Source organism: Rhizobacter sp. P1_G5 (assembly GCF_056405435.1).
In genome coordinates this window covers 1-25,723 of sequence record NZ_JBFUCB010000018.1, presented here as the reverse complement: position 1 = coordinate 25,723, position 25,723 = coordinate 1, and the positions used below count along the sequence as shown (strand labels likewise).

General features: G+C 66.8%; 20 protein-coding genes. 19 read left to right on the top strand and 1 reads right to left on the bottom strand.

Translation table 11 applies throughout. The features are described from left to right. The 4 genes from AC1D12_RS02810 to AC1D12_RS02795 form a co-directional block, all read left to right on the top strand. On the top strand, nt 1-4,571 hold a 4,571-nt coding region (locus AC1D12_RS02810), incomplete at its 5' end, for an FG-GAP-like repeat-containing protein (RefSeq protein ID WP_477838745.1). Beyond that, nucleotides 4,568-8,365, top strand: a complete 3,798-nt coding sequence (locus AC1D12_RS02805) for an RHS repeat-associated core domain-containing protein (protein WP_477838743.1) — start codon at nt 4,568-4,570, stop codon at nt 8,363-8,365. The genes AC1D12_RS02810 and AC1D12_RS02805, both read left to right, overlap by 4 nt. Before the next feature lie 12 nt (nt 8,366-8,377). Next, complete coding sequence (locus AC1D12_RS02800; protein WP_477825717.1) at nt 8,378-8,812, top strand: barstar family protein; 435 nt, start codon at nt 8,378-8,380, stop codon at nt 8,810-8,812. Beyond that, the gene (locus AC1D12_RS02795; protein ID WP_477825716.1) at nt 8,809-9,168 is read left to right on the top strand and encodes an immunity protein Imm33 domain-containing protein; all 360 of its coding nucleotides are present in this window, start codon (nt 8,809-8,811) and stop codon (nt 9,166-9,168) included. Before AC1D12_RS02800 ends, AC1D12_RS02795 begins: the two co-directional genes overlap by 4 nt. A gap of 188 nt (nt 9,169-9,356) precedes the next feature. Here the strand turns inward: AC1D12_RS02795 and AC1D12_RS02790 are convergent, their stop codons facing one another. Beyond that, a complete protein-coding gene (locus AC1D12_RS02790) occupies nt 9,357-9,980 on the bottom strand; it encodes a hypothetical protein (protein WP_477825715.1) in 624 nt (207 codons plus the stop codon). Between the two features lie 195 nt (nt 9,981-10,175). Between AC1D12_RS02790 and xylF the strand changes: the two genes are divergently transcribed. The 15 genes from xylF to AC1D12_RS02715 all read left to right on the top strand — a co-directional run. Beyond that, a complete protein-coding gene (gene xylF / locus AC1D12_RS02785; RefSeq protein ID WP_047501154.1) occupies nt 10,176-11,210 on the top strand; it encodes a D-xylose ABC transporter substrate-binding protein in 1,035 nt (344 codons plus the stop codon). 53 nt (nt 11,211-11,263) lie between these two features. Continuing rightward, nucleotides 11,264-12,394 carry a sugar ABC transporter permease gene (locus tag AC1D12_RS02780; RefSeq protein ID WP_477825719.1) on the top strand — a complete coding sequence of 377 codons (1,131 nt, stop codon included), beginning with the start codon at nt 11,264-11,266 and terminating at the stop codon, nt 12,392-12,394. Then, nucleotides 12,394-13,158 (top strand): ATP-binding cassette domain-containing protein, encoded by a 765-nt coding sequence (locus AC1D12_RS02775; RefSeq protein ID WP_047501158.1) that lies wholly within the window; start codon nt 12,394-12,396, stop codon nt 13,156-13,158. Before AC1D12_RS02780 ends, AC1D12_RS02775 begins: the two co-directional genes overlap by 1 nt. 133 nt (nt 13,159-13,291) lie before the next feature. After that, nucleotides 13,292-13,879 carry a DUF2889 domain-containing protein gene (locus AC1D12_RS02770; protein ID WP_477825712.1) on the top strand — a complete coding sequence of 196 codons (588 nt, stop codon included), beginning with the start codon at nt 13,292-13,294 and terminating at the stop codon, nt 13,877-13,879. Between the two features lie 32 nt (nt 13,880-13,911). Then, nucleotides 13,912-15,087: an ADP-forming succinate--CoA ligase subunit beta gene (gene sucC / locus AC1D12_RS02765; protein ID WP_477838741.1), complete on the top strand. Its 1,176-nt coding sequence runs from the start codon at nt 13,912-13,914 to the stop codon at nt 15,085-15,087. Between the two features lie 32 nt (nt 15,088-15,119). Beyond that, nucleotides 15,120-16,013 carry a succinate--CoA ligase subunit alpha gene (gene sucD / locus AC1D12_RS02760; protein WP_477838739.1) on the top strand — a complete coding sequence of 298 codons (894 nt, stop codon included), beginning with the start codon at nt 15,120-15,122 and terminating at the stop codon, nt 16,011-16,013. 164 nt (nt 16,014-16,177) lie between these two features. Continuing rightward, nucleotides 16,178-16,885, top strand: coding sequence for a TerC family protein (locus AC1D12_RS02755; RefSeq protein WP_047501164.1), 708 nt, complete (start codon nt 16,178-16,180; stop codon nt 16,883-16,885). A 44-nt stretch (nt 16,886-16,929) separates the two neighbouring features. Beyond that, complete coding sequence (locus tag AC1D12_RS02750; RefSeq protein ID WP_477824684.1) at nt 16,930-18,339, top strand: serine/threonine-protein kinase; 1,410 nt, start codon at nt 16,930-16,932, stop codon at nt 18,337-18,339. 48 nt (nt 18,340-18,387) lie between these two features. Beyond that, nucleotides 18,388-19,170, top strand: a complete 783-nt coding sequence (locus AC1D12_RS02745) for a Stp1/IreP family PP2C-type Ser/Thr phosphatase (protein WP_047501166.1) — start codon at nt 18,388-18,390, stop codon at nt 19,168-19,170. A 67-nt stretch (nt 19,171-19,237) separates the two neighbouring features. Then, a complete protein-coding gene (locus AC1D12_RS02740) occupies nt 19,238-19,906 on the top strand; it encodes an FHA domain-containing protein (protein ID WP_047501168.1) in 669 nt (222 codons plus the stop codon). A 196-nt stretch (nt 19,907-20,102) separates the two neighbouring features. Next, nucleotides 20,103-20,879, top strand: a complete 777-nt coding sequence (locus tag AC1D12_RS02735; protein WP_477824685.1) for an MBL fold metallo-hydrolase — start codon at nt 20,103-20,105, stop codon at nt 20,877-20,879. A 215-nt stretch (nt 20,880-21,094) separates the two neighbouring features. Next, nucleotides 21,095-21,565, top strand: a complete 471-nt coding sequence (locus AC1D12_RS02730; protein ID WP_477824686.1) for a pilin — start codon at nt 21,095-21,097, stop codon at nt 21,563-21,565. 81 nt (nt 21,566-21,646) lie between these two features. Further along, complete coding sequence (locus AC1D12_RS02725) at nt 21,647-23,305, top strand: PglL family O-oligosaccharyltransferase (RefSeq protein ID WP_477824687.1); 1,659 nt, start codon at nt 21,647-21,649, stop codon at nt 23,303-23,305. 6 nt (nt 23,306-23,311) lie between these two features. Continuing rightward, nucleotides 23,312-24,082, top strand: a complete 771-nt coding sequence (gene tfpZ / locus AC1D12_RS02720) for a TfpX/TfpZ family type IV pilin accessory protein (protein ID WP_477824688.1) — start codon at nt 23,312-23,314, stop codon at nt 24,080-24,082. After that, a partial coding sequence (locus AC1D12_RS02715; protein WP_477838736.1) for a PglL family O-oligosaccharyltransferase occupies nt 24,082-25,723 on the top strand: 1,642 nt, incomplete at its 3' end. The genes tfpZ and AC1D12_RS02715, both read left to right, overlap by 1 nt.

Below are 25,723 nucleotides of genomic sequence, written 5' to 3'. Positions count from 1 at the left end.
CGGCGCAAGGCACCGGCGCCATCACGACCTGGCTCGTCAGCCGTGTCAGCGACCTGCGCGGCAACTACATCGACTACCAGTACCAGCAGCGCGACGGACTGGCCTGGGGCAGCGGTACGGTGGCCGGCACGCCGATCGCGGGGCACGACTGGAGCCTGCGCGAGATCCGCTACACCGGCACGCCGACGCAGGCGCCGGGCAACAAGGTGGTGTTCAGCTACGAGGACCTGCCCGCGCTCGCCCCCACCGGCAAGCCGCACGCACGGCGCGAGGCCTACGTGGCGGGCAGCAAGCTATTGAACCTGCAGCGCCTCACCCAGGTGCAGAGCTTCGTGAACGCAGACGGCACGCCGTTCAAGGTGAACACGCTGCGACTCGCCTACGACAGCGGCCCGGTCACCAGCCGCAGCCGGCTGCGCACGATCACCGAATGCGCTGGTGCGGCCGAGTCGCCATGCCTGCCGCCGGTGAAGTTCGACTACGCAGCCGATGCCAGTGAGGCCTACCAGCGCAGTGCTACCTTCTCGTCCGGCGAACTTGCCACGCTGACGATGCAGAGCACGGTGGCCGGCATCAACCTGGCGCGCTTCTCGAACTACGGCGTGATCACCGCCGATTTCGACGGCGACGGCAAGACCGACATCATCCGCTGGTCGGACAACCCGGCCGAGAATCGGCTGTACCTCAGCAACGGCGACGGCAGCTTCCGGCGCGTGACGGGCTTCAACCTGACCGGCACGGACAACACGCTGTTCCACAGCAACGGTTGCTTCAACACGCGTGTGGCCGACTTCAACGGCGACGGGCTGCCCGACCTGCTGCGCTACCGCGACTCTCATGAGACCAACACGGTCAACATCACCACCGCCTGCCCGGCGTACGCCACCGAGCTGTACCTGAACAAGGGCGACGGCACGTTCGAGCGCAGGCCGATCAACGGCGTGACGCTGCTGGAGCATGCCAGCCAGGACCGCTACCTCGTCAGCCATGGCGAGATCCAGGACGGCTTCGGCTGGACCCCAGGCAACACCTTCTACCTGCTGGACATCGACGGCGACGGCTTCATCGACCTCGTCACCGCGTCCGTGCCGAGCCAGGGGGTCCAGCTCGATCCGCCCCCCGAGCCCTGCGCGACGGTGGTCTGCACCCATGTCTACAAGGGCGACGGCCAGGGCGGCTTTGTCGAGCAGCCGACCAACGCGACCTACAAGAACCTGTACTCGAGACCGGAGGGGCCGTATGCGCTGGGGCAGCCGTCGCATCTGGTCGACATCGACAACGACGGCAATCTGGATCTCTCCGCGGCCGGCATGCTGGGCACCGGCGCGAACCTGTACCCGCCCATTCGGGCGTGGCGCTCGTTGGGGGATTTCAACTTCGAGCCGATCTCCGGGGCCGGCCAGGACTGCGACCGACCCCTCGACTTCAACGGCGACGGGCGCACCGACTGCGTGATGTGGGGCCTGTCGGTGTCGACCGGCGCCACCGGCCTGCTCAAGGTGGCCAACTACAACCTCGGCAACATCTCGGTGGGTTCTCCGCCGCTTGGTATCCACGGTGAGAAGAGCGCCGACATGCTGGTCGCCGATGTGAACCGCGACGGCCGCGACGACATCCTGTGGTGGAGCAGCGACCCGTCGCAGAACAAGCTGTACCTGAGCAACGGCGACGGTACCTTCACGCCATCAAGCAGCTTCAACCTGACCACCGCGAGCGACGTGCTGCAGCACAGCGACAGCTCGGCCGCCTTCGTGACGGGGGATTTCACCGGCCGAGGCGATGTGGAGATCCTGCGGCTGCGGGCCTCGCCGACGCCGGGGGATGCGACGGCGAACCAGCTGTACGTGAAGGCGGGCACCTCGCTGCCGCCGGACCTGTTGACCAGCGTGACCTCGCCGGAAGGGCTCAAGACGACGCTCAGCTGGGTATCGCTGGGCAGTCCGGCCCGCGGTGGGATCGGCGACCGGTATGCGAGCGATCGCGGGGATGCGGCCAATGCGGCGGTGTATCCGCTGTTCGATGCGGTGCAGCCCGGCTACGTGGTTGCGACCGTCGATCGCGACAGCGGCGTGGGCAGCGGCAAGGTGTCCGAAGAGTTCGGCTACCGCGGCTTCAAGGCGGCGCACGACGGGCGTGGCCCGCGCGGCTTCCGCGAGGTGCGCAGCCAGCGGCCGGCAGCGGACGGCAGCGTCCTGTCGCAGTCGACGCAGATCGTGCTGTCACACCCCTACATCGGGCAGCCCGCGCGCGCGCAGAGCTGGCGCGGCTCGCTGAACGAGGCATCGCCGGTGCTGCTGGCGAGCGAGACCAACATCTATTGCGACGCCTCGGCGTCGACCACGGCCGAAGCGGCTGCGACCGTCATGGCGCCGTGCCCGGTGCCGTCCACGGTGCGGCTGCAGCGGCCGTACCTGTTCCAGAGCAGCAAGACTGCACGCGAGCTGAACGGCGATGCGCTGCCCGGCACGACCGTGACGACCCGCTACAACGAGAACGGGGATCCGAAGGAGGTGGTGGCGGTCACCACCGGGGCGGCAGCAGGGAACGTGGCGCAGAGCATCACAGCAACCACGAAGCACGACTACGCCGCCAACAACATCGCGGGCGACAACTGGGTGCTGGGTGGCGTGCTGCGCTCGACACAGGATCGGGTCGTGCCGAACAGTCTGGCCGCGATCGGAGCGAGCGCCGGCACGGCGCCGAACGCGGCGGCGACGCGCGGCACGCTGCCGGCGGTCACGCTGAGCGCACCGGCCTTTGCGGCCACGCAGATCGGGCAGAGCAGCAGCGCCACGGCGACGCTGAGCAACACCGGCGGCGTGGCGATCAACATCACGATGCCGACCGCTGCGGCGGTGTCGTCGGCGTCGGGCAGCGAGTTCGGCTTTGCAGGCACGACCTGCGGTGCGAGCCTGGCGGCGGGTGCCTCGTGCACGGTCAGCGTCACCTTCGCGCCTTCTGCGGCTGGTGCGCGCAGYGGCGGGYTGAACATCAACACCGAGCTGGGCGTGAAGTCGGCGGTGCTGTCGGGCACGGGCCAGGCGCCGTCGGGCAGCCTGAGTGCCGTCGACTTCGGCAGCGTGGCCGTCGGCAGCGCGCCGACGCTGACCTCAACGCTCGCCAACACCGGCGTCGGCCCGCTGAGCGTGACGGTGCCGGCTGCTGCGTCAGTCAGTGGCACGGACTTCGGCTTCGTCTCGACGACCTGCGGCAGCTCGCTGCCGGTGGGCGGCAACTGTGCAATCACCGTGCGCTTCCAGCCGACGGCCAACGCGGCACGCAGCGGCAGCGTGAGCACCGGCACGGGTGCGGGGACGCTGTCTGCCGCACTGAACGGCACGGGCCTGCAATCGGTGATCGCGGTGACTGGTAGTGGCGCCGCTGGCCTGACGGCGCAGAAGGGYGGTGCGGCGGGTAGCGGSACGGTCACCTTCACGAACAGCGGCAACCAGGCGGCGACGCTCACGATGTCGGGCYTGAGCGCACCTTACTCGGTGAGCCCGGCAAGCTGCACGGCGCCTGCGRGCGGCAACTGCGCCGTGACRGTGTCGATGACGACGGCGGGAGCTATCGGCGCGCAAGGCGGCCAGACCATGACGGCCACCGGCGGCACGACTGGTGCGGTGCAGGCYTCGGTGGCRGGCACGYTGTACGGMTCGGCGATCTCGGTCACCGGCAACGGCGCARCMGCATTGAGCGCCACGAAGGGTGGCAGCGCCGCCTCCGGCACGGTGAGCTTCACSAACAGCGGYAACCAGGCSGYRACGYTGRCGATGTCGGGTCTCAGYGGCGYGTACAGCGTGGCACCGGGCAGTTGCACGGTCGACGCGGGCGGCACGTGCACGGTCACGGTGTCGATGAGCACCGGCAACGGCATCGGTGCGCAAGGCGCGCAGACGCTGGTGGCGACCGGCGGCACGCTGGGTGCMGCATCGGCCACGGTATCGGGCACGTTGACTGGCTCGGCGGCGACGCTTGTCGGCGGCAACCTGAGCTATGGCACGGTGAACCAGAACTCGGCGGCGCCGCAGAACGTGATCGCGTGGCGCAACGACGGCAACGTGCCGATGGCGCTGTCGGGCTTGTCTGGTTTGCCGGGCGTGTTGAGCGTGGTGAGCAACGGCTGTACCAATGTGGCGCCTGGCCTGGCGTGCACCATGACGGTTCAGTTGGCCACCGGCAGCTTGACGAACTTCAACCAGACGGTGAGCACGGTAGGGGCGACAGTGAATGCATCGACCACGGCCAGCGGCACGGTGCAGACGATCCCGGGCGCGCTGTTCAACCTGAGCACGACCGCGACCTCGACGACCACCTACACGACGATCACGCTGACGGTGGCGAACCCGTACAGCGCGGCGCAGACGATCACGGCGGTGACCCAGAGCGATGCGGCCTCGGGCGGCACGAGCACCTGCACCGTGGGCGGCAGCGTGGCCGCGTCACCGGGGAGTTGCACCTTCCAGTGGGTGTACGACCGATGCACGGCGCGCACGGTGAACTTCAGCGTGAAGAACCCGTTTGGCACCGCGACGACGAGCAAGGCGATCGTGAAGGGGACCTGCCTGTGAAGTACACAAAGCAAGCAATGAAGCGGCTGGCTCAACTGGTGATGCTCGCGAGCGCCGCTGCGGTGCAAGCGATCGCGCAAGCGCAGGTTCAGCCACCCATTGACCCATTCCACTACACGAAGACGGTGAGTACCACTTACCGCGCCGACGGCCTGGTGGACACCGAGAAGGTCGAGCCCGACGATCCCAAGCTGTGCGTGCTGACAACCTACGGCTACGACCCGGCGGGCAACCGCATCAGCACGCGGAAGGAGAACTGCCCGGGCGCAAGCGGTGAAGCGCTCTTCACAGCCCGTACGAGCACGACGACCTTTGCAACGCAGACAGTGACGATCGCCGGCCAGAGCATCAAGGTGCCTGCAGGCAGCCTGCCGAGTGAGCGCAGGAATGCGTTGCTGCACGGTGAGACGCAGACGGTGGACCCGCGCTTCGGCACGGTGCTGAGCAAGACCGGGCCGAACGGGCTGACCACGCGCTGGGAATATGACGACCTGGGTCGCGCGACGCGAGAGATTCGTGCCGACGGCACGCGAGCGATCACGGCCTACTGCTACATCGCGGGCCGCGTCGACACTGCCACGAACAGCCCGACGTGCCCGAGCCCCGGCGCGGCCGAGATCCCGGCCGATGCGGTGAAGTTCACGCACGCGGAGCCGCGCGATGCAAGCGGCTCGGAGGGCGTCAAGAACGGCCCGTTCACCCGCAAGTACATCGACCGCGCGGGCCGGGTGCTTCGCCAGATCACCGAGGCGTTCGACGGCGCCACGCAACCCGGCGGCACGAACCGCCTGATCGCGACCGACACCGAGTACGGCGACCTGGGCCAGGTGCTGCTGCAGACGCAGTCGTACTTCCTGGACAGCGGCTCGTCGACCAGCGGCGGCAGCGCCGACGTGGGTCTCTCGCGCTCGGAGTACGACGCGCTGGGTCGGGTCGTTCGCACCTACACGGCCGACCCCCAGGGCAACCAGCCGAGCGTGGGCTTCGGCAACCGGGGCAGCCGCCGGGCGCGGTTGTCGGCCGTGGTCTACGGCGCGCTGCAAACGACTGCCATCGACGACCAGGGTCACACCCGGCTCGAAGAGCGCAACGTGGAGGGCCGCCCGATCCGCATCACCGATGCGCAAGGTGCGCAACTCGTTCACCAGCACGACGCCTTCGGCAACCTCGTCACGACGAAGGACGCGTTGCAGAACACCGTGCAGATCGCGTACGACATCCGGGGCCGCAAGCTCAGGCTGACGGACCCGGACGCCGGGATGCTCGAGTACCACTACGACGCGCTCGGCCAAGCGGTGTGGCAGCAGAACCCGCTGCAGAAGCAGCGCGGCGGCTCGACCACGATGAAGTACGACGTGCTCGGCCGGGTGACGCTGCGCATCGAGCCGGAATACCAGAGCAGTTGGACCTACGACAGCTGCGCGATGGGCATCGGCAAGTTGTGCGCGACGAGTGCCAACACGGACCTCAGCCGGCAGTGGGTGTACGACAGCCTGGGGCGGCTGATCAACACCCGCTCGAGCATCGCCAACGGGCCGAGCTTTGCGAGCGCGCTGAGCTATGACGCSAACGGCCGGCAAKCGACRCAGACCTGGCCGASCGGGCTGRYGGTGAACTACGGCTACACGCCGAAGGGATTCCTCGGCACGGTGTCRYTSGCRACGGCGGTSACGGTGAACCCGYTGCCCGCCACCCCRGGTGGCACGCCGGGAGCGAGCGTCACGCTGCCGGCCGGCACCGTGCTGTGGCAGGGGCTGGCCTACAACGCGTGGGACGGCCTGGAGCAGCAGAAGTACAGCAACGCGGTCGTGAGCAGGTCCGGCTATGAGGCATCGACGGGCCGCACCAGCAGCCTGACGACCGGCAARGGCAACGCGACCGACGTGCTGAACCACGGCTACGTGTGGGACAGCCTGGGKCGSCTGACGAACCGCAATGATGCGAACGGRGATGGCGCSRCCGGYGCGGTGACGGAGAACTTCGAGCACGACGCGCTCGGSCGRYTGCAGCGCTACACGGTGGCSGCKCCTGCGATCARCGGCCTGGTGCGCACGGTGAGCCTGCAATACAACGCGCTGGGCAGCATCCTCTACAAGAGCGATGTCGGCATCTACAACTACGGCGCGCAGGGGGCGACCTCGGTTCGACCRCACGCCGTTCAAAGCATCGAGGGAGCCGCAGCCAACAGCTATGGCTTCGATGCGAACGGGAACATCGCGAGCGCGACGGCGGGCAAGTACCGCGGGATCGCGTACACGGGCTTCAACCTGCCGGACAGCCAGAGCGGCGTGCAAGGGCCGTCAGGCGGACCGAGCTACGTGTGGAACTACGACGAGGACCATGCGCGCATTCGCGAGGTGCGGACGATTCCGAGTGGCACGAACGCCGGTACTCGAACGACGTGGTACCTGCACCCGGACAACACGGGTGGCCTGGCCTTCGAGAGCGAAGTCAATACGCCGACAAGTCCGAGCGCAGCGAACCCTGCGGTCACGAGCAACCGCCACTACCTGAGCGCAGGCGGCCAGAGCCTCGGCGTGCTGGTCACCACCGGAGCGCTGCCGTCACTCGGATCCACGCAGACCGCACCACCCGTGCAGTCGAGCCTGAGCGCGGTGAAGCTGGAGTATTGGCACAAGGATCACCTGGGCAGCATCGCGGCGACGACGGACCACAACGGCGACGTGACGGCCCGCGACGCGTACGACCCGTTCGGCAAGCGGCGCTTCGCCAACGGCAACTACGACGCGACAGGCGCTCTCGTCGTCGATTGGAGTCCCGCCGTCAACAGCGGCACGGACCGCGRCTTCACCGGCCATGAGCAGCTCGACGACATCGGGCTCACGCACATGAACGGGCGGATGTACGACGCGACGATCGGGCGCTTCCTATCAGTGGACCGCGCGGTGACGCAACCCTATGAGCTACAGAGCTACAACCGCTACAGCTATGTCGAGAACAGGCCACTGAACAGCACGGACCTGAGCGGGTGGAATCCAAATGAGCTGACACCGAGCAAGGCGCCAGAAATCACTGTAAGCGACGCGCCGCCGATCTTGACGATGGCCACGGTGGAGGTAACGGCCGGTGCTACGACCCATACGGTGTCAAACGGCCCCGACAACAGCTGCACGTCATCGTGCGCCGGTAGCGTCTTTGGTGGACCACCGAAGGTCCAGATGCTCGGAACTCAGAGTGCGCTCGGTGGTGGGCTTCGCTGGAATACGGCGGAGAGGCGCCGTCAAATGATTGACCCGACGCTGGATCCGATGTGGCGTACCGCAGGCACGGGCTTGGCAAGTCTGGCTGCCGTGACGTGGGGAAGCATCACGGGCAATGAAGCATTGGTTGAGGCAGGCTTTGACGGTCCCAGAGATCTAGGAATCTCCAGCGGAGAAGGCGTCGCAATGGCCGTTTTCCTGGGCTTTGGAGGAAGGCAGGGGGGCGGCCCCAAAGGAGTTACCGCAAAGGGGGCTGCTGGCGAGACGCCCTTCATCAACGGCGTGAAGGTGACTGACCGTGCGACAGGAAACGTCCTCCAAGGCACGGTCGATCTGACACCGACACTCGATCGCATATCTGCCGGCAAGAGCTTTCCGAGCCGAAACGATGGTTCCGTGTTCGCGAACAAAGAGGGACTGCTACCGCAGCAGCCAAGCGGCTACTATAAGGAGTACGTGCATCCGACTCCTGGCGTAAACGGCCCGGGCCCCCAGCGGATCGTGAAGGGACAAGGCGGGGAAACCTTCTACACGCCGGACCACTACCGCACGTTCATTCGAGTGAATCCATAGGCGGAGCAAACGATGGCAGCTGTCAAAACGACATTCGAGTACTCCGACTCCCCGGACCCCATGTTCGAGCAGGACGACTTCGTGCTGAAGGTTCCTGCTGGGATTCGCTTCAAGGGCGAACTACTGGCAGCCTTGGCGCGCACTGGCAAATTTCCTGACTACTTCGGTGGAAATTGGGATGCATTGCAAGACTGCCTCCGTGATCTAAGTTGGATAAGTAATAGGAAGGTTGTGGTTCTACACAGCGACCTTCCGTTGCATAACAATCCGGCAGAGTGCCGCACCTATCTGGAGATACTTCAAACGACGCTTTCTGATTGGGCAAAGAGCTTCGAGTCGGATACTGTCGAGCCTCCGCTTGCGTGGTCATATGTCGACCACGAACTTCGAGTTGTCTTCCCTGCCCGATCCAAGGGAGTTGTTGCTCGTTTCATTGCTGGGGCATGAAGTGTGACGTGGCCCAAATGCTCGTCAAAGCACAGCAAGCGATTTGCAATCGGTACGGCGCACCTTATGTCGCCTGCGACTTGACCCTGAAGGTTGGGGTATCAAGGAATCTAAGAAGCGGTGCTATGCCAGTCAACGGACTGCGCGTAGCGCCGCAACACGATACGTGTGGGTGGTATATCTGGGCGGGCGAAGATTGGTCTGATGACAAGAATTTCTTTCTTCCCTTGCACGCCTTGCATCTGGAGGAGTGGGCGCCCATCGTTCTCCCATATCTGGGGCTCGCTCCAGGTTGGCGCTTCCTCGCTACGAGTACGCATGAGGACGTATGGCTAGATGAAAAGTTGGTCTTGTGATCGGTGCTTGGAAGCTGAAGAGCCTAGGTGTTAACCGAGTCCGAAGAGTTCGCCTCGGCCGCTGTATCCGACGCGCTGAGGCTCGATCGCTCATGGGCAAGTGACGGAACAAAGATGCAAGCATCGATCCAATCCCTTCTAAATCTTGGCCCTCTTCCGAGTTCATCCACTGCAACTGTCTCAGAGGTTCAAGCCATTGAGGCGCAATTATCGACAGTTAAAAAACCAATCTCGGACGAGGAGGCCCAGGCACTGCCCAAGCTCTTTGGGCCGGATGACTGCTTTGGGCTTGCTTGGACCTTGCTCCATTTAATTGAGAGCGCGCCGAACTGGCCGATCAACGATGCAATGAATGGCTTGGGTGGTGAGTGGATTGATCGACTTCGAGAAAGATCCGTGTAGTAGATGCCGATGTTTTCCGCCCATGGGGATGGTATATGGCCCTGATGATGTCCGAGCGGATTAAAGTTGCGGTCGAATCTATCGGCGCTTGCGGGACAGCGTTTCATCGAGTGAACTGACGGATTGCGCGCTGGAAGATCGTGGAACACAAGCCTGCCGATGCGGAACTCACGATCCGCATTCCCATGTCGGGAGTCAGCCGATATGTGGCGGAGCTGGCCGCTCGCCATCACGTGACGTACTCGCGATGCCGGGTTGACGAGTGGGCCCACGTCGTCACCCGACTTTCCGGTGACGAGGTCCGGTCTGACGAAACCTGTGACCTGCTGGTCGCGCTCAGGCGAGCACACAAGTTGACCGACCTCGAGATGGCGGCACTGCTCATCAGCCATCTGCGAGAGAGAAAGCACGTCCGAGTCTCCGAGGATTCCGAACCCCGTGCGGTCTCTGAGGACGCGACTCAGGGCTTGTCCCGATGACGCCGAAACGGATTGCAGCAACATTTCGTTCGTCACTCAAACTATGTCGGCGCGGCCCAACTTGCGCCCGCCGGCGGCCGAAGTGATGCTCCCACAAGACAGACCCCCACAAGACAGGAGAGAGACATGCAGTTCAAGCACACCCTGGGCGCCGTCGCGTTCGCGCTCGCTTTCGGATCCCTCAGCACCGCCGCCCAGGCGCAGCTCACCGTCGGCGTCAGCTGGTCGAACTTCCAGGAAGAACGCTGGAAGACCGACGAGGCGGCCATCAAGGCCCAGCTCGAGAAGCTGGGCGCCAAGTACGTGAGCGCCGATGCCGGCGGCTCGCCCGAGAAGCAGCTGGCCGACATCGAGGGCCTGATGTCCAAGGGCGCCAAGGTGCTGATCGTGCTCGCGATGGACAAGGACGCGATCCTGCCGGCCGTCAACAAGGCCGCGAAGCAGAAGGTGCCGGTGGTGGCCTACGACCGCCTGATCGAGGCGCCCGGCGTCTTCTACATCACCTTCGACAACAAGGAGGTCGGCCGCCTGCAGGCGCGCGCCGTCTTCAAGGCCCAGCCGAAGGGCAACTACGTGATGATCAAGGGCTCGCCGACCGACCCGAACGCGAACTTCCTGCGTGAAGGCCAGCAGGAGGTGATCGACGCCGCCGTCAAGAAGGGCGACATCAAGATCGTCGGCGAGGAGTACACCGACGGCTGGAAGCCCGAGGTCGCGCAGAAGAACATGGAGCAGATCATCACGAAGAACGGCGGCAAGATCGACGCGGTCGTCGCGTCGAACGACGGCACCGCCGGCGGCGTGGTGGCCGCGCTCACCAGCAAGGGCATCAAGGGCATCCCGGTGTCCGGCCAGGACGGCGACTTCGCCGCGCTGAACCGCGTGGCCGCCGGCTCGCAGACGGTGTCGGTCTGGAAGGATGCGCGCGACCTGGGCCGCGAGGCCGCCAGCGCGGCGGTGGCACTCGGCGGCGGCAAGTCGCCCGAGAAGGCCGTCAGCTGGAACGGCGGCGAGAAGAAGATCGCGCTGCAGTCGCGCTTCCTGGCGCCGGTGGCGATCACGCGTGACAACCTCGACCTCGTCGTCAAGGCCGGCTGGATCAAGAAGGACGAGCTGTGCAAGGGCGTGACGGGCGACAAGGTGCCCGCAGCCTGCAAGTGAGTCCATTGATCGAACAGTTGCGTCGCGCCGCCGTCGACTGGCGGCTGGTGCTGATGGGCCTGGTGCTCGCCGTGATGTCGCTGGTGTTCCACGCGATGTCCGGCGGCATCTTCCTGTCGCCGGAGAACCTCTACAACATCGCGCAGCAGACGGCGGTGGTCGGCATCGTCTCGACGGTGATGGTGCTGGTGATCGTCGCGCGCCACATCGACCTGTCGGTCGGCTCGACGATGGGCTTCGTCGGCGTGCTGATCGCCTACCTGCAGTACACCGCCGGCTGGTCGTGGCAGGCCGCCTGCCTGGCCGGCCTCGCGGTCGCGCTGCTGGTGTCGGTGTACCAGGGCGGGCTGACGGCGGTGCTCGGCGTGCCGTCGTTCGTCGTGACGCTGGGCGGGCTGATGTCGTTCCGCGGCGCGGCCTTCCTGGTCGCCGACGGCAAGACCCAGCCGGTCAGCGACGACTTCTTCGTCAACCTCGGCGGCGGCTACGACGGCGCGATCGGCGTCGGCCCGAGCTGGGTGCTGGGCGGGCTGCTCGGCGCGGCGCTGGTCGTGCGCATGCTGCTGCGCCGGCGTGCCAAGCAGCGCCACGGCATGGCGCTGGAGCCGCTGTGGGTCGATGCGCTGCTGACCGGGTTGACGATCGCGCTGCTGCTCGGCTTCGTCGCGTTGATGTCGGCCTACCGGATCTCGTCGAAGACCGAGGCGCAGGGCATCCCGGTGCCGGTGCTGATCTGGGGCGTGGTGGCCGGCGGGCTGTCGTTCATCGTGCACCGCACCCGCTTCGGCCGCTATGTGTTCGCGATGGGCGGCAACCCCGATGCCGCGGCGCTGGTCGGCATCCCGGTGCGGCGCGTCACGCTGATGCTGTTCGCGCTGCTGGGCGTGCTGATCACGGTGGCGGCGATCGTCTCGGTGGCGCGCCTGAACGCCGGCACCAACTCGCTGGGCAGCGGCATGGAGCTCTACGTGATCGCCGCCGCGGTGATCGGCGGCACCGCCTTGTCCGGCGGCAGCGGCTCGATCCTCGGCTCGGTGCTGGGCGCGCTGATCATGCAGTCGCTCGACAGCGGCATGCTGCTGCTCGACGTGCCGATCGGCAAGCGCATGGTGATCATCGGGCAGGTGCTGATCGTGGCCGTCGTGTTCGACGTGCTGTACCGCCGCTACGTGCAGGAAAGCTGATGGAACCCCTCGTCGAACTGGTCGACATCCACAAGGCCTTCGGCGGCGTGCGCGCCGTCGAGGGCGTGAACCTTACGCTGTACCCGGGCGAGGTGGTCGCGCTGCTCGGCCACAACGGCGCCGGCAAGTCGACGCTGATGAAGATGCTGGCCGGCGCCTACCCGATCGACAGCGGCGAGACCCGCATCGGCGGGCAGAAGGTGCACATCCGCACGCCGGCCGAAGCGCAGTCGCACGGCATCGAGACGATCTACCAGACGCTCGCGCTGGCCGACAACCTCGATTCGGTCGCCAACCTGTTCCTCGGCCGCGAGAAGCTGACGCCGTGGCGCACGCTGGACGACCACTTCATGGAGGTGCAGGCGCGGCAGGTCTTCCAGCGCCTGAACAAGAACTTCACCAACATCCGCACGCCGGTGCGCCGGCTGTCGGGCGGGCAGCGGCAGGTGGTCGCGATCTCGCGGGCCATCTACTTCAATGCGCGCATCCTGGTGATGGACGAGCCCTGCGCGGCGCTCGGCCCGGAGGAGACGCGCATGGTCGGCAACCTGGTGCGCCAGCTGAAGTCCGAAGGCGTCGGCATCTTCCTGATCAGCCACGACATGCCCGACGTGTTCGAGCTCAGCGACCGGCTCGCGGTGATGAAGAACGGCAAGCTCGTGGGCACCTACCGCACCGCTGACGTGACCGAGGACGAGGTGCTCGGCATGATCATCCTCGGCAAGCAGCCGGTGGGCAAAACGCAGGCATTTGCGCCGGCTTGACAGCCCGCCGCGGCGCTTGCTGCGGTGCGGGATGCTACATTTCGGGGGTTTGCCCTAGGGCCCGCGCGGGCCGATGCCTTCCGGCTCGTCCGCGGCTGTAACCACCCTGAAACCCATCCCGATCGCTGTCCTGATGGCCTTGCCCACCGCCGCGCCCGAGCGTCAGCTCAAGCATCGACGCAGCATCGACGTGCGCGTCTATGCGCGCGGCAACGGCTTGTGGGAAGTGGATGCCCACCTCAGCGACATCAAGACCCGTGACGCGACGCTGGCCGGCGAGACCCGCCATGCGGGCGACCCGATCCACGACATGCTGCTGCGCCTGGTGGTCGACGAGGCGTTCAACATCGTCGAGGCCGGCTCCGAAACCCGCTGGATGCCGTACCCCGGCCACTGCAACGACCTCGGCGATGCCTACGCTCGGCTGGTCGGCCTGAACCTGCTGCAGGGCTTCCGCGCCGCGGTGCGCCAGCGCCTCGGCGGCGTGCTGGGCTGCACCCATCTGACGGAAATGACCCAGGTGCTGCCGACCGCGGTCGTGCAGGCCTTCGCCGGCGAGGTGCTGGACACGCGGGAGGACAATGCGTCCGGCCGCCAGCCGTTCCAGCTCGACCGCTGCCATGCGCTGCGCACCGACGGTCCGGTGGTGCGCACCTTCTACCCCCGCTGGTACCGAGCGTTGCCTGTGCCAGGCACCCCCATCGACGGGCCTGCCCGTTGAACATTTTTAGAAACTGAGCGAGAGAGTCCGCGATGAAAATCCATGAGTACCAAGGCAAGGAAATCCTGCGCCAGGCCGGTGTCCCGGTCCCGAAGGGCTACCCGGCATTCAGCGTGCTGGAGGCCACCGAAGCGGCCCAGAAGCTGGGCGGCCCGGTCTGGGTCGTGAAGGCGCAGATCCATGCCGGCGGTCGCGGCAAGGGCGGCGGCGTCAAGCTCGCGCGCTCGCTCGACGACGTGAAGAAGCTGTCCGGCGAGATCCTCGGCATGCAGCTGAAGACGCACCAGACCGGCCCCGAAGGCCAGAAGGTGCGCCGCCTGCTGATCGAGGAAGGCGCCGACATCAAGAAGGAGTACTACGTCGCTGCCGTCACCGACCGCGCGACGCAGAAGGTCGCGATGATGGCCAGCAGCGAAGGCGGCATGGACATCGAGGAAGTCGCCCACAGCACCCCCGAGAAGATCCTGAAGGTCTTCATCGACCCGCTGACCGGCATGACCGACGCGCAAGGCTACGAGCTCGCCAAGGGCATCGGCGTGCCCGAGGCCTCGCAGGCGCAGKCGGTCGACGTCTTCAAGAAGCTGTACGGCTGCTACATGAGCACCGACGCGTCGCTCGCCGAGATCAACCCGCTGATCCTCGAAGGCAACGGCAGCATCAAGGCGCTCGACGCGAAGTTCAACTTCGACTCGAACGCGCTGTTCCGCCACCCCGAGATCACCGCCTACCGCGACCTCGACGAAGAGGATCCGGCCGAGATCGAGGCCAGCAAGTTCGACCTCGCGTACATCCAGCTCGACGGCAACATCGGCTGCCTGGTGAACGGCGCCGGCCTCGCGATGGCGACGATGGACACCATCAAGCTGTTCGGCGGCGAGCCGGCCAACTTCCTGGACGTGGGCGGCGGCGCCACCGCCGAGAAGGTCACCGAAGCCTTCAAGATCATGCTGAAGAACCCCAAGGTGAAGGCGATCCTCGTCAACATCTTCGGCGGCATCATGCGCTGCGACACCATCGCCGAAGGCGTGATCGCCGCGTGCAAGGCGGTCAACCTGTCGGTGCCGCTGGTCGTGCGCATGAAGGGCACGAACGAAGACCTGGGCAAGAAGATGCTGGCCGACAGCGGTCTGCCCATCATCAGCGCCGACTCGATGGCCGAAGCGGCCCAGAAGGTCATGGGCGCCCTGAAGGCCCCCCTGAAAGCCTGAGCCTCCGCGCGACGACCCCCCAAGGAAATTCCATGAGCATCCTGATCAACAAAGACACCAAGGTCATCACGCAGGGCATCACCGGCAAGACGGGCCAGTTCCACACCCGCATGTGCCGCGACTACGCGAACGGCAAGAACTGCTTCGTCGCCGGCGTGAACCCGAAGAAGGCCGGTGAAGACTTCGAAGGCATCCCGATCTTCGCGAACGTCAAGGACGCGGCTGCCAGCACCGGCGCCACCGTCAGCGTGATCTACGTGCCGCCGGCCGGTGCCGCGGCCGCCATCTGGGAGGCCGTCGAGGCCGACCTGGACCTCGCCATCTGCATCACCGAAGGCATTCCCGTGAAGGACATGCTGGAAGTGCGCAACCGCATGAAGCAGAAGGAAGCYRMSGGCGGCAAGMARACSCTGCTGCTSGGCCCSAAYTGCCCCGGCCTGATCACRCCKGACGAGATCAAGATCGGCATCATGCCGGGTCACATCCACCGCAAGGGCCGCATCGGCGTCGTGTCGCGCTCGGGCACGCTGACCTATGAAGCGGTCGCACAGCTCACCGAGATCGGCCTCGGCCAGTCGAGCGCGGTCGGCATCGGCGGCGACCCGATCAACGGGCTGAAGCACATCGATGTGATGCGCATGTTCAACGACGATCCCGAGACCGATGCCGTCATCATGATCGGCGAGATCGGCGGCCCGGACGAGGCGGATGCCGCCCGCTGGTGCAAGGACAACATGAAGAAGCCGATCGTCGGCTTCATCGCCGGCGTCACTGCGCCCCCCGGCAAGCGCATGGGCCACGCCGGCGCGCTGATCTCGGGCGGCGCCGACACGGCCGACGCCAAGCTGGAGATCATGGAAGCCTGCGGCTTCACCGTGACGCGCAACCCGTCGGAGATGGGCAAGCTGCTGAAGGGCCTGCTCTGAGCACGCTCGCCTAGTCGCCCGAAAAGGGGCCGCCTTCGCAGGCGGCCTTTTTTTTGAGGGGGGACTACCGGCCGCTGTGGAAACTACAGAAGCCGGGCGCCCGTCGGCTGAAAGACAATTCCGCCTTTCTCGGACACACACAACAACCAGGAGGATCCACACCCATGGACTTCACGTCAGGAGCCCTGTGGGGCGCCTTCGGCGCCATCATCGCCGCCAACATCCTGCTGTCGGGCGACAACGCCGTGGTCATCGCGATGGCCGCCCGTTCGCTGCCGCAGGAGCAGCAGAAGAAGGCCATCTTCTGGGGCAGCGCCGCCGCGATCGTGATGCGGATCGTGCTGACCATCGTCGCGGTGCAGTTGCTGCAGCTGCCCTACCTGAAGGTGATCGGCGGCGTGCTGCTGCTGTGGATCGGCGTGCAGCTGCTGGTCGACTCGGAAGACGACGGCGAGGTCAAGTCGCACGGCACGATGGGCGCGGCGATCCGCACCATCCTGGTCGCCGACCTGGTGATGAGCGTCGACAACGTGCTGGCCGTGGCCGGTGCCGCCGACCGGGCGCCCGAGAACGCGCGGCTGCCGCTGCTGATCGTCGGCCTGGCGCTGTCGATCCCGCTGATCATCGCCGGCAGCACGCTGCTGATGAAGATCATGGACCGCTTCCCGATCATCATCACGCTGGGCGCGGCGCTGCTGGGCTTCCTGGCGGGCGAGATGTTCGTCAGCGACCCGTCGACCCGCGACTGGTTCCATGCCAACGTGCCGGAAGCCGACTTCATCCTCGGCGGCGTGTGCGCGGTGCTCGTGGTGGTGGTCGGCCTGTGGCTGCAGAAGCGCGGTGCGGCGGCGCGGGCGCACGCGAAGGAATGAGCGTGTGGGGCGTGTGATATGGTGCCCGCTCCATCATTTCCACGGTGCGGGCCATCGCCTTGGGGCAAGCAAGGAGCGTCATTCACTGCTGGTTTCGACGGACCGCCGGCCTGAGCCTGGCAGGGCTTGCGGCCGCGCCTGCGCGGGCCCGTCCCGGCGCCGATGCGCTGCTCAGCGGCGGCCTCATTCCTCCTGATCCCTCGTTCAATGCCGCGGCGACGCTCGTCGTCGTCGCGCTGCTGCTGGCCGTCGGGCTGGCGCATGTGCTGCTGGTGTTGCCGCGCCTGGAGAGCGGTCGCGGCCGCCTCGTGAGCTGCGCGCTGGGTGCGGCACAGATCGTGGTCGCCTGGGGCCTGCTGCCTGCTGCCATCTGGGTGCCGTGGTTGCTGCCGCTGGCCGCGCTTGTCGCCGGACACCTGGGATTCGAGCGCGGGCTGGCCGGGCGCCGGATCGCGGCGCCCGCACCCTCCGGACTGCCCGCCCTCGATCTCGCGGCTGCGCTGCCGCGCGCCGGCGCCGAAGGCAGCATGCTCGGCCGCTACCGGGTCGAACGCGAGCTCGGCCGCGGCGCGATGGGCGCCGTCTACCTCGGCCGCGACAGCAAGATCGGCCGCCTGGTCGCGATCAAGACGATGGCGCTGAGCCAGGAGTTCGAGGGCGACGAACTGGACGAGGCGCGGCGCCGCTTCTTCCGCGAGGCCGAGACGGCAGGGCGCCTGCAGCACCCCGACATCGTGACCATCTTCGACGCGGGCGAGGACCAGGACCTCGCCTACATCGCGATGGAGTACCTGAAGGGCGAGGACCTGCAGCGCCACAGCCAGGCCGGCCGGCTGCTGCCGGTGCCGCAGGTGCTGCGCATCGTCGCGCGCGTCGCCGAGGCGCTGGCCTATGCGCACAGCCAGGGCGTGGTGCACCGCGACATCAAGCCGGCCAACGTGATGGTCGACCTGGCGCGCGACCTGGTGAAGGTCACCGATTTCGGCATCGCGCGCATCTCCGATTCGAGCCGCACCCGCACCGGCATGGTCCTCGGCACGCCGTCGTTCATGTCGCCCGAGCAGATGGCCGGCCTGCGCGTGGACGGGCGCAGCGACCTCTACTCGCTCGGCGTGATGCTGTTCCAGTTGCTCACCGGCCTGCTGCCGCACCGCTCGGAATCGATGGCCACGCTGATGCACCAGATCGCCAACGAGCCGGCGCCCGACGTGCGCACCTTGCGCCCCGAGCTGCCGGAAATGCTGGCCGACGTGGTCACGCTCGCGGTCGAGAAGCGGCCCGAGGTGCGCTATGCCGACGGCCGGCAGATGGCCTCCGACCTGCGGCAGATCGCCTCGCTGATGGACGCCGTGGCGCTGGCGCCGCCGCCTGTCGTAGGATCGCCACCCCCCGATTCCAGCGGATTCACGGCGACCGTGAAGTTCGATCGTGCCGATCCAAGGCACAATTCCTGACCCCCTCGGTTTGAAGGTTCGATGACTCTGCCCGTGTCCGCCACCGCCATGTCGCTTGAATTCTTCAGTGCCACGGACACCGGCCGAGCGCGCAACAACAACGAGGATTCGGTCGCCGTCCACGAGGCTTCGGCGCTGGTCGTGCTGGCCGACGGCATGGGCGGCTACAACGCCGGCGAGGTCGCCAGCGGCATGGCCACCTCGTTCATCAAGACCGAACTGGGCCGCTGGCTGCAGGAGGCCTCGGGGAACGCGTCCGACACCGATGTGCGCCGTGCGATGGACATCTGTGTCGACAACGCGAACCGGGCGATCTTCAACGCCGCCAATTCCAACCCGCAGTACGCCGGCATGGGCACCACGCTGGTGGTCGGTGCGTTCCGCGACGGCCGGCTGCTGATGGGCCATGTCGGCGATTCGCGCGGCTACCGCTTCCGTGCCGGCAGATTGCAACAGATCACGCACGACCATTCGCTGCTGCAGGAACAGATCGATTCCGGGCTGATCACGCCGGAACAGGCCGCCTTCTCCGCCAACAAGAACCTCGTGACGCGCGCGGTCGGCGTCGAGGACACCGTGCTGCTGGAGACCCACCTGCACGACCTGATGCCGGGAGACATCTACTTACTCTGCTCCGACGGGCTGTCTGACATGCTGGACGATGAAAGCATCGGCCAGGTGTTGCAGGCGCACGACTCGCTCGACGAGGCGGGTGCGGCGCTGATTGACGCAGCCAATGATGCGGGTGGAAAGGATAATATTGCGGTGGTCCTGGTTCGGGTACGGGGCCAGAGCATCGCGCCACGGTCCTGGTGGCCGTTCAGGCGTTGAGTCGCCAGCACATTGCACGGGGCCCGGGTTCGGTGCCCAGACATACAAGAGAGACTAGAGGTCAAGCATGGGCAAGTTGGTCGTATCGCTCGACGGGGTCGTGATCAAGGAAGTGCAGATCACCAAGGACAAGACGACCCTTGGCCGGCGGCCCTACAACGACATCGTGATCGACAACCTGGCCGTCAGCGGTGAGCACGCGGTGCTGCAGATGGTCGGCTCCGATGTGTTCATCGAAGACCTGAACAGCACCAACGGCACCTACATCAACGGCAAGGCCGTCAAGAAGCAGCTGCTGGCGCACAACGACACCGTCGAGATCGGCAAGTACAAGATCAAGTACCTGGTCGAGGACGGCACCGACTACGAGAAGACGATGATCATGAAGCCCGGCGCCGCGCCGGTGCCTTCGGCCCAGGGCTTCGCGCAGACGCTGGCGCCGGCCTCGGGCTTCGGCGGGCTCGCCGCGTCGTCGAATCCGGCCACCATCAAGGTGCTGAACGGGGCGGCGGCGGGGCGCGAGGTCGCGCTCACCAAGGTGGTCACCACCGTCGGCAAGCCCGGCGTGCAGGTCGCCTCGATCACGAAGCGCCCGGGCGGTTATGTGTTCGCCCACGTCGAGGGCGCCACGCGCCCGACGATCAACGGCAACCCGCTGGCCAGCGACACGCTGCCGCTGAAGAACGGCGACGTGATCGAACTCGCCGGCACGCAGATGCAGTTCGTGCAGGCCTGACGGGCTCGGCACCCGGCGAGATTTTCTGTAGCCCGGCCGGCGTGAAGCAATTCACGTCGATCCCGAATGCCGGGTGTCGAGGTGTTCAAGGCGGGCCGAATCGCGGCTTCGCACCTTGCATCACCGGGCGGTCGCGGTCAGCATTCAGCGTTCTGTCCTGCTGGCGTGCGTGTGCCGCGCGCCTCCTGCCACCGCCATGAAAATCCGCGTCCTCGGGTGCTCCGGGGCCATTGCCGCAGGCAGCCGGACCACCGCCTTCCTGGTTGATCACGATGTGCTCGTCGATGCGGGCACCGGCGTGGGTGACCTGTCGCTCGACGAGCTCGCGCAGATCGACCACATCCTGATCAGCCACTCGCACCTCGATCACATCCTGTCGATCGGGCTGCTGGCCGACAGCGTGATGCGCCGGCGCATGGCCGCCGGCCGGCCGCCGATCCAGGTGCATGCGCTGCCGCAGACGCTGGAGGCGCTGCGCCAGCACATCTTCAATGGCGTGATCTGGCCTGACTTCACGCGGCTGCCCAGCCGCGAACAGCCGGTGCTGCAGCTGCGCCCGTTCGAGGTCGGCCAGCAATTGATGCTCGGCGGCAAGACGTTCGAGGTGCTGAGTGCGGCCCACACGGTGCCGGCGGTCGGCTTCGGGCTGAAGGGCGTCGACGGCTGGTGGATCTACACCGGCGACACCGGGCCGAATCCGCTACTGTGGGAGCGGCTGTCTGAAATGACGGTGGCGCACCTGGTGATCGAAACCGCGTTCAGCGATGACGAGCGCCAGCTGGCGCGCATCAGCCGGCACCTGTGCCCGGCGGCGCTGGGCCACGAACTCGGGTCGCTGAAGGGCAGCGTCACTGTGCACATCACGCACATCAAGCCGGGCGAGGTCGACTCGGTGATGCAGGAAGTTGCCAACCTCGTCACGCCGCATCGCATCGCGGCACTGCAGGCGGGTCAGATGATCGAGTTGGCCTGAATCATCTGACAACGGATTTCGCGGGGCCGGTGACAACTTCGGAGTGACGCTTTTCGTCAATCCAGAACCGGGGCAGTAGGCGATTGGTGCGGGCGGTGACCGCCCGTGTCAGAACTGCGGGCGAAATTCACATCAAAACTAGGGATTGAGCTTGGCACGAGGACTGCATCTTGTCTGGCGTGTCCCACCCGTTCCCATCTCAGGAGCTCTACACCATGAAGCGCGTTCAACAAGGTTTCACCCTCATCGAACTGATGATCGTCGTTGCGATCATCGGTATCCTGGCTGCCGTCGCTCTGCCGGCTTACCAGGACTACACCATCCGTGCCAAGAACTCGGAAGTCATCCTGGCTGCGTCGGCTTGCCGCACCACGATCACTGAAGTGTTCCAGTCGGGCAGCTCCGTTCCCCAAGCTGCCAACAGCTGGGGCTGCGAGGCGAGCACCGCCACGTCGCAATACGTTGCCTCGATTTCGACGGCAGCCACCACCGGCGTGATCACCGTGACCAGCCAAGGCATCAAGAACATGGCCAACGGCGCCATGGGCGGCAAGGTCACCCTGATCCCCTACAAGGACGCTGCCACCACCGCTCCGACGGCTGGCGACTCCGTGTACCGCTGGGTTTGCGGCGGCACGGGCACCGACATCCTGGCGAAGTTCCTGCCGGGTTCGTGCCGCGGCTGATCCGCTTAGCTGATTTTTCAGCAGACAATGGCGGCCCTCGGGCCGCCATTTTCATTTTCTGAGCCCGCTCCAGCGCACCCGATGCTCGAACTGCTGTCCCTGCTGGCCCTGGTGGCCGCCTGGCTGGTCCCGGATCACTACCCGCCTTGGACTTCGTTCTACAACGAGGTCTGTGCGGTGATCGCATTGTTCGCCCTCGCGCTGGACGCCGGCCGCGGCTGGTTGCGTGAACGCCTGCCGATCGTGTTCTGGTTCGTCGGTGCGGTGGCGCTCATCCCACCCGTGCAGTGGCTGTGCGGCCGGCTGGTCTATGCCGGCGATGCCTGGGTCGCGGCCTTCTACGTGATGGCCTTTGCCTCGGCGATCGGCGTCGGGTACGTGCGCGTCGGCCACAAGCCGAGATTCGCCGAAATGCTGTCCGCCGTCTTGCTGGTGGGGGCTGCCGCGTCGAGCGTGCTCGCACTGGGACAGGCATTCGAATTCCAGATGGGCTTGTGGGCCAACCAGATCCCGTCCACCCTCCGTCCGTCGGCCAACCTGGGCCAGCCCAACAACCTGGCGACCCTGATCGGCATGGCCGGGGTCGGCCTGCTCTACCTGTACGAGCTGCGCCGCGTGGGCGGGCTGTCGGCCGCCGCGCTGCTGGCGTTGCTGCTGACAGCGATGGCCGTGACGCAGTCGCGCACAGCCCTCGCATTCGGTCCCGTCGTGCTGGTTGGCATGCTGTTGATGCGGCGACGCGTCGGGTTCCGCACGCCACTGTCCGCGGTGGCCGCCGTCACGGCCTGCCAGTTCCTGATGATGTGGATCTGGCCGCAAGTGCAGTCGGCGCTGCTTTTGACCAGCACGAACCCGCTCGGCGCACGGGCCTTGTCGTCGAATCGCTACGTCGTGTGGCCGCAGCTGGTGGAGGCCCTCAACCACTCGCCCTGGACCGGCTACGGCTGGCTTCAGGTCGGCGAGGCCCAGCTCAGCATGGCCGGACCGGGCGTGCAGTTCAACGAACTCTGGCTGCATGGCCACAACCTGTTCCTTGAGCTGCTGCTCTGGTGCGGCTATCCGCTGGGTGGCCTGCTCGCGCTGTGCATCGTGGCCTGGGCCGTGAAGCGGACTCTCTCCGTGCGCAGCCTGCCCGGTGCAGCCGGCGTGCTGACGCTGGCCGTGGTCGGCGCGCACAGCATGATCGAGCTGCCGTACCACTACCTCTACCTGCTGGTGCCGGTCGGATTGTGGATCGGGATCCTCGAGCGCGCCGATCCGGGCCATCGGAACACACCGGCGCGCTGGGGGGGCGCTGTCGTGGCCGTCGCCGCCGCACTGGGTCTCGGGTTGACCTGGGGCTACCGCGACGTCGAGGAAGACTTTCGCCTGATCCGCTTCGAGAAGTCGCGCATCGGCTTGTTGAGCGCCACCCAGCCGGCGCCTGACGCCCCGCTGCTGTCTTCGCTGACGGCGTTCCTGCGAGTGTCCCGGACGCCGCTCACGGCGTCTCTGACCGATGCCGAAGTGACCGAGCTTGGGCAACTCATGCGACGCTATCCCTATCCCGCGTCGATCATGCGCTACGCGGCAGCGCTCGCGCTGACAGGCCGGGCCGACGAAGGGCGACAGGTCTTCATGAGCATGCGATCGATCTATGGCGATAGGTCGATCACGAACCAGCGCAAGGTCCTGCGCGAACAGGCCGAACTGGAGCGTCAGCCCAAGCTGCTCGAGTTCGAGGCTTCACTCCCTGATTGAGATGCCATGGACATCTTCCACGCCCTTCCGCGCCGCATTCGCGCCACGTCCGTGCATGTTCTCGTCAGCGGCTGCATCGCAGCGCTGGCCAGCGTGCTCGTGTTCCTGGTCTGGTATCCGAGCCCCTACGGTGAACTCACCGGCGGGCTGAACCTGTTCGTCCTGCTGACCGCCGTCGACCTGGTGCTCGGCCCCGTGCTGACGGCCGTCGTGGCCGCGCCGGGCAAGCCGGTGCGCGAACTGGTGCGCGACATCGCCGTCATCGCCTGCGTGCAGGCCGCCGCATTCGGCTACGGCATCTACACGATCGCGCTGGCCCGGCCCGCGGTCATCGCCTTCGAGGTCGATCGACTGCGCGTCGTGACGGCCATCGAGATCGAAACCGAATCGCTGGCCGCCGCGCCGCCGGGCATGCGCCAGCTGTCGTGGACCGGCCCGGTCCTGCTGGCCGCACGCAAACCCATGGCGCCGGATGCCGCGTTCCGCGCCATGACCAAGGGCCTGGGCGGCGTGGATCTGTCGATGGACCCGGCCAACTGGTCGGACATCGCCGGCGCACGTGCCGACATGCTGAAGGTGGCCCGCCCGGTCGCGGCGCTCACAGCGCACTATCCCGAGACTGCCGCTGCGGTGCAGTCCATCGCCGCCAAGGCCGGCGTGGATGCCGCCCGGCTTCGCTTCCTGCCGCTGATGTCGCGCCGCGCGAGCTGGGTCGTGCTGCTCGACGAACCGCAGGCGAACATCGTCGGCTACCTCCCGCTGGACGGATTCTTCTGATGTCGCAAGCTTCGCGAGGCAGCCTCGAGGCGCTGCGCGTCACGGCCATCCTGGCCGTCGTCGTCCCCAGCGCGCTGGCATACAACGTCCCGCCCTCCGCGACCTTCCTCAACCAGGCTGCGGCATTGGTGGGATGGGGCGTGTTCCTCTTCCTGATGGTGCTGGCCGGGTGGTCGAATCCACGGCCGCGCCTCAACGCGGGCACCGGCGCCAACAGCCTGCTGGCCGCCTTCGGCCTCATGCTGGCTGGTGTGCTCGCATCGGCCTTGCTGGCTGGTCTGCCCGGGCCGCTGGCGCTCTCGTCGGCCGGCCTGCTGGTGGCCGCCGCGCTCGTCATCTGCGTCGCGGTTGCGGGCGCGCGCACCGAGATCGGGGCGCACGCCTTTCGCGCGTTCTGCGAAGCCCTGGTGTGGGCCGGTGTCGTGAGCGCCGGCATCGCGCTGGTCCAGACCTTCATGCCGGGATGGACCGACGGCACCTGGATCGCGAATGTCTCGTCGCCTGGCCGGGTCGGCGCGAACCTGCGCCAGCCGAACCACCTGGCCAGCCTGCTCGTGCTCTCGGCGATTGCGCTGGTGTGGACCCGGGAGCGCGCATCGGACGCCCCTGGGAGCGCATCCGTCGTGCGCTGGGCCAGCGGCCTGTTGCTGCCGCTGTTCATCTTCGGCATCGTGTTGACCGCGTCCCGCACCGGGGCGATCTGTGTCGCGCTGCTGGCGGTCTGGGCGGCGGTGGATCGCCGCATGTCCCGCACGACGCGACTGCTGCTGTGGGCGGCACCGGTGGTCTTCGTGCTCGGCTGGGTGGGCATGGACGCCTGGGCGCGCGCCGGCGCGCACGCGTTCAGCGGCGATTCGCAGCTGCACCGGTCCGACCTGTCCAGCTCGCGCTTCGCCATCTGGGGCAACACGCTGTCCATGATCGCTGCCCAGCCCTGGACCGGCGTCGGCTGGGGCGAGTTCAACCTGGCCTGGACCCTGTCGGTCTTCCCGGGCCGTCCGACGGCCTTCTTCGACCACACCCACAACCTTCCGCTGCAATTGCTGGTCGAGCTGGGCCTGCCGCTCGGCCTGCTGATCCTGGGCTTGCTGCTTTGCGCGCTGTGGTGCGCATGCCGCGCGGCCGTGCGCGCCCCGGCCGGACCGGACGGCACCCGCATGCGTGCGGCCACGATGATGGTCCTGACCATGGCCGTGCACAGCCAGCTTGAGTACCCGCTCTGGTATGCGTACTTCCTGCTGCCCACCGCCTTCGCCTTCGGCATGGCGCTGTCACGGGACGCTGCCGCGAGCGACCCCCCGCACGGCCGCCGCAGCCTGCCGCCGCTCATGCTGGCGGTGGCCTGCTGCGGGCTCGCCGCCGGAGGCATCGCCGCGGTGGTCGACTACGCACGCGTCGTCGCGATCTTCTCGCCGCCCGCCGGGGCGGCCAGCCTGCAGGACCGCATCGCCGACGGCCAGCGCAGCTGGTTCTTCGCGCACCACGCGGACTACGCAGCGGTGACGACGATCGAGCACCCTTCGGAAGCGATGCCGTCGTTCCGCAGCGCACCGCACTACCTGCTCGATGCGCGCCTGCTGATCGCGTGGGCACGTGCCCTCGACGAGGCCGGCGATGTGCAGCGTGCGCGCTACGTGGCGC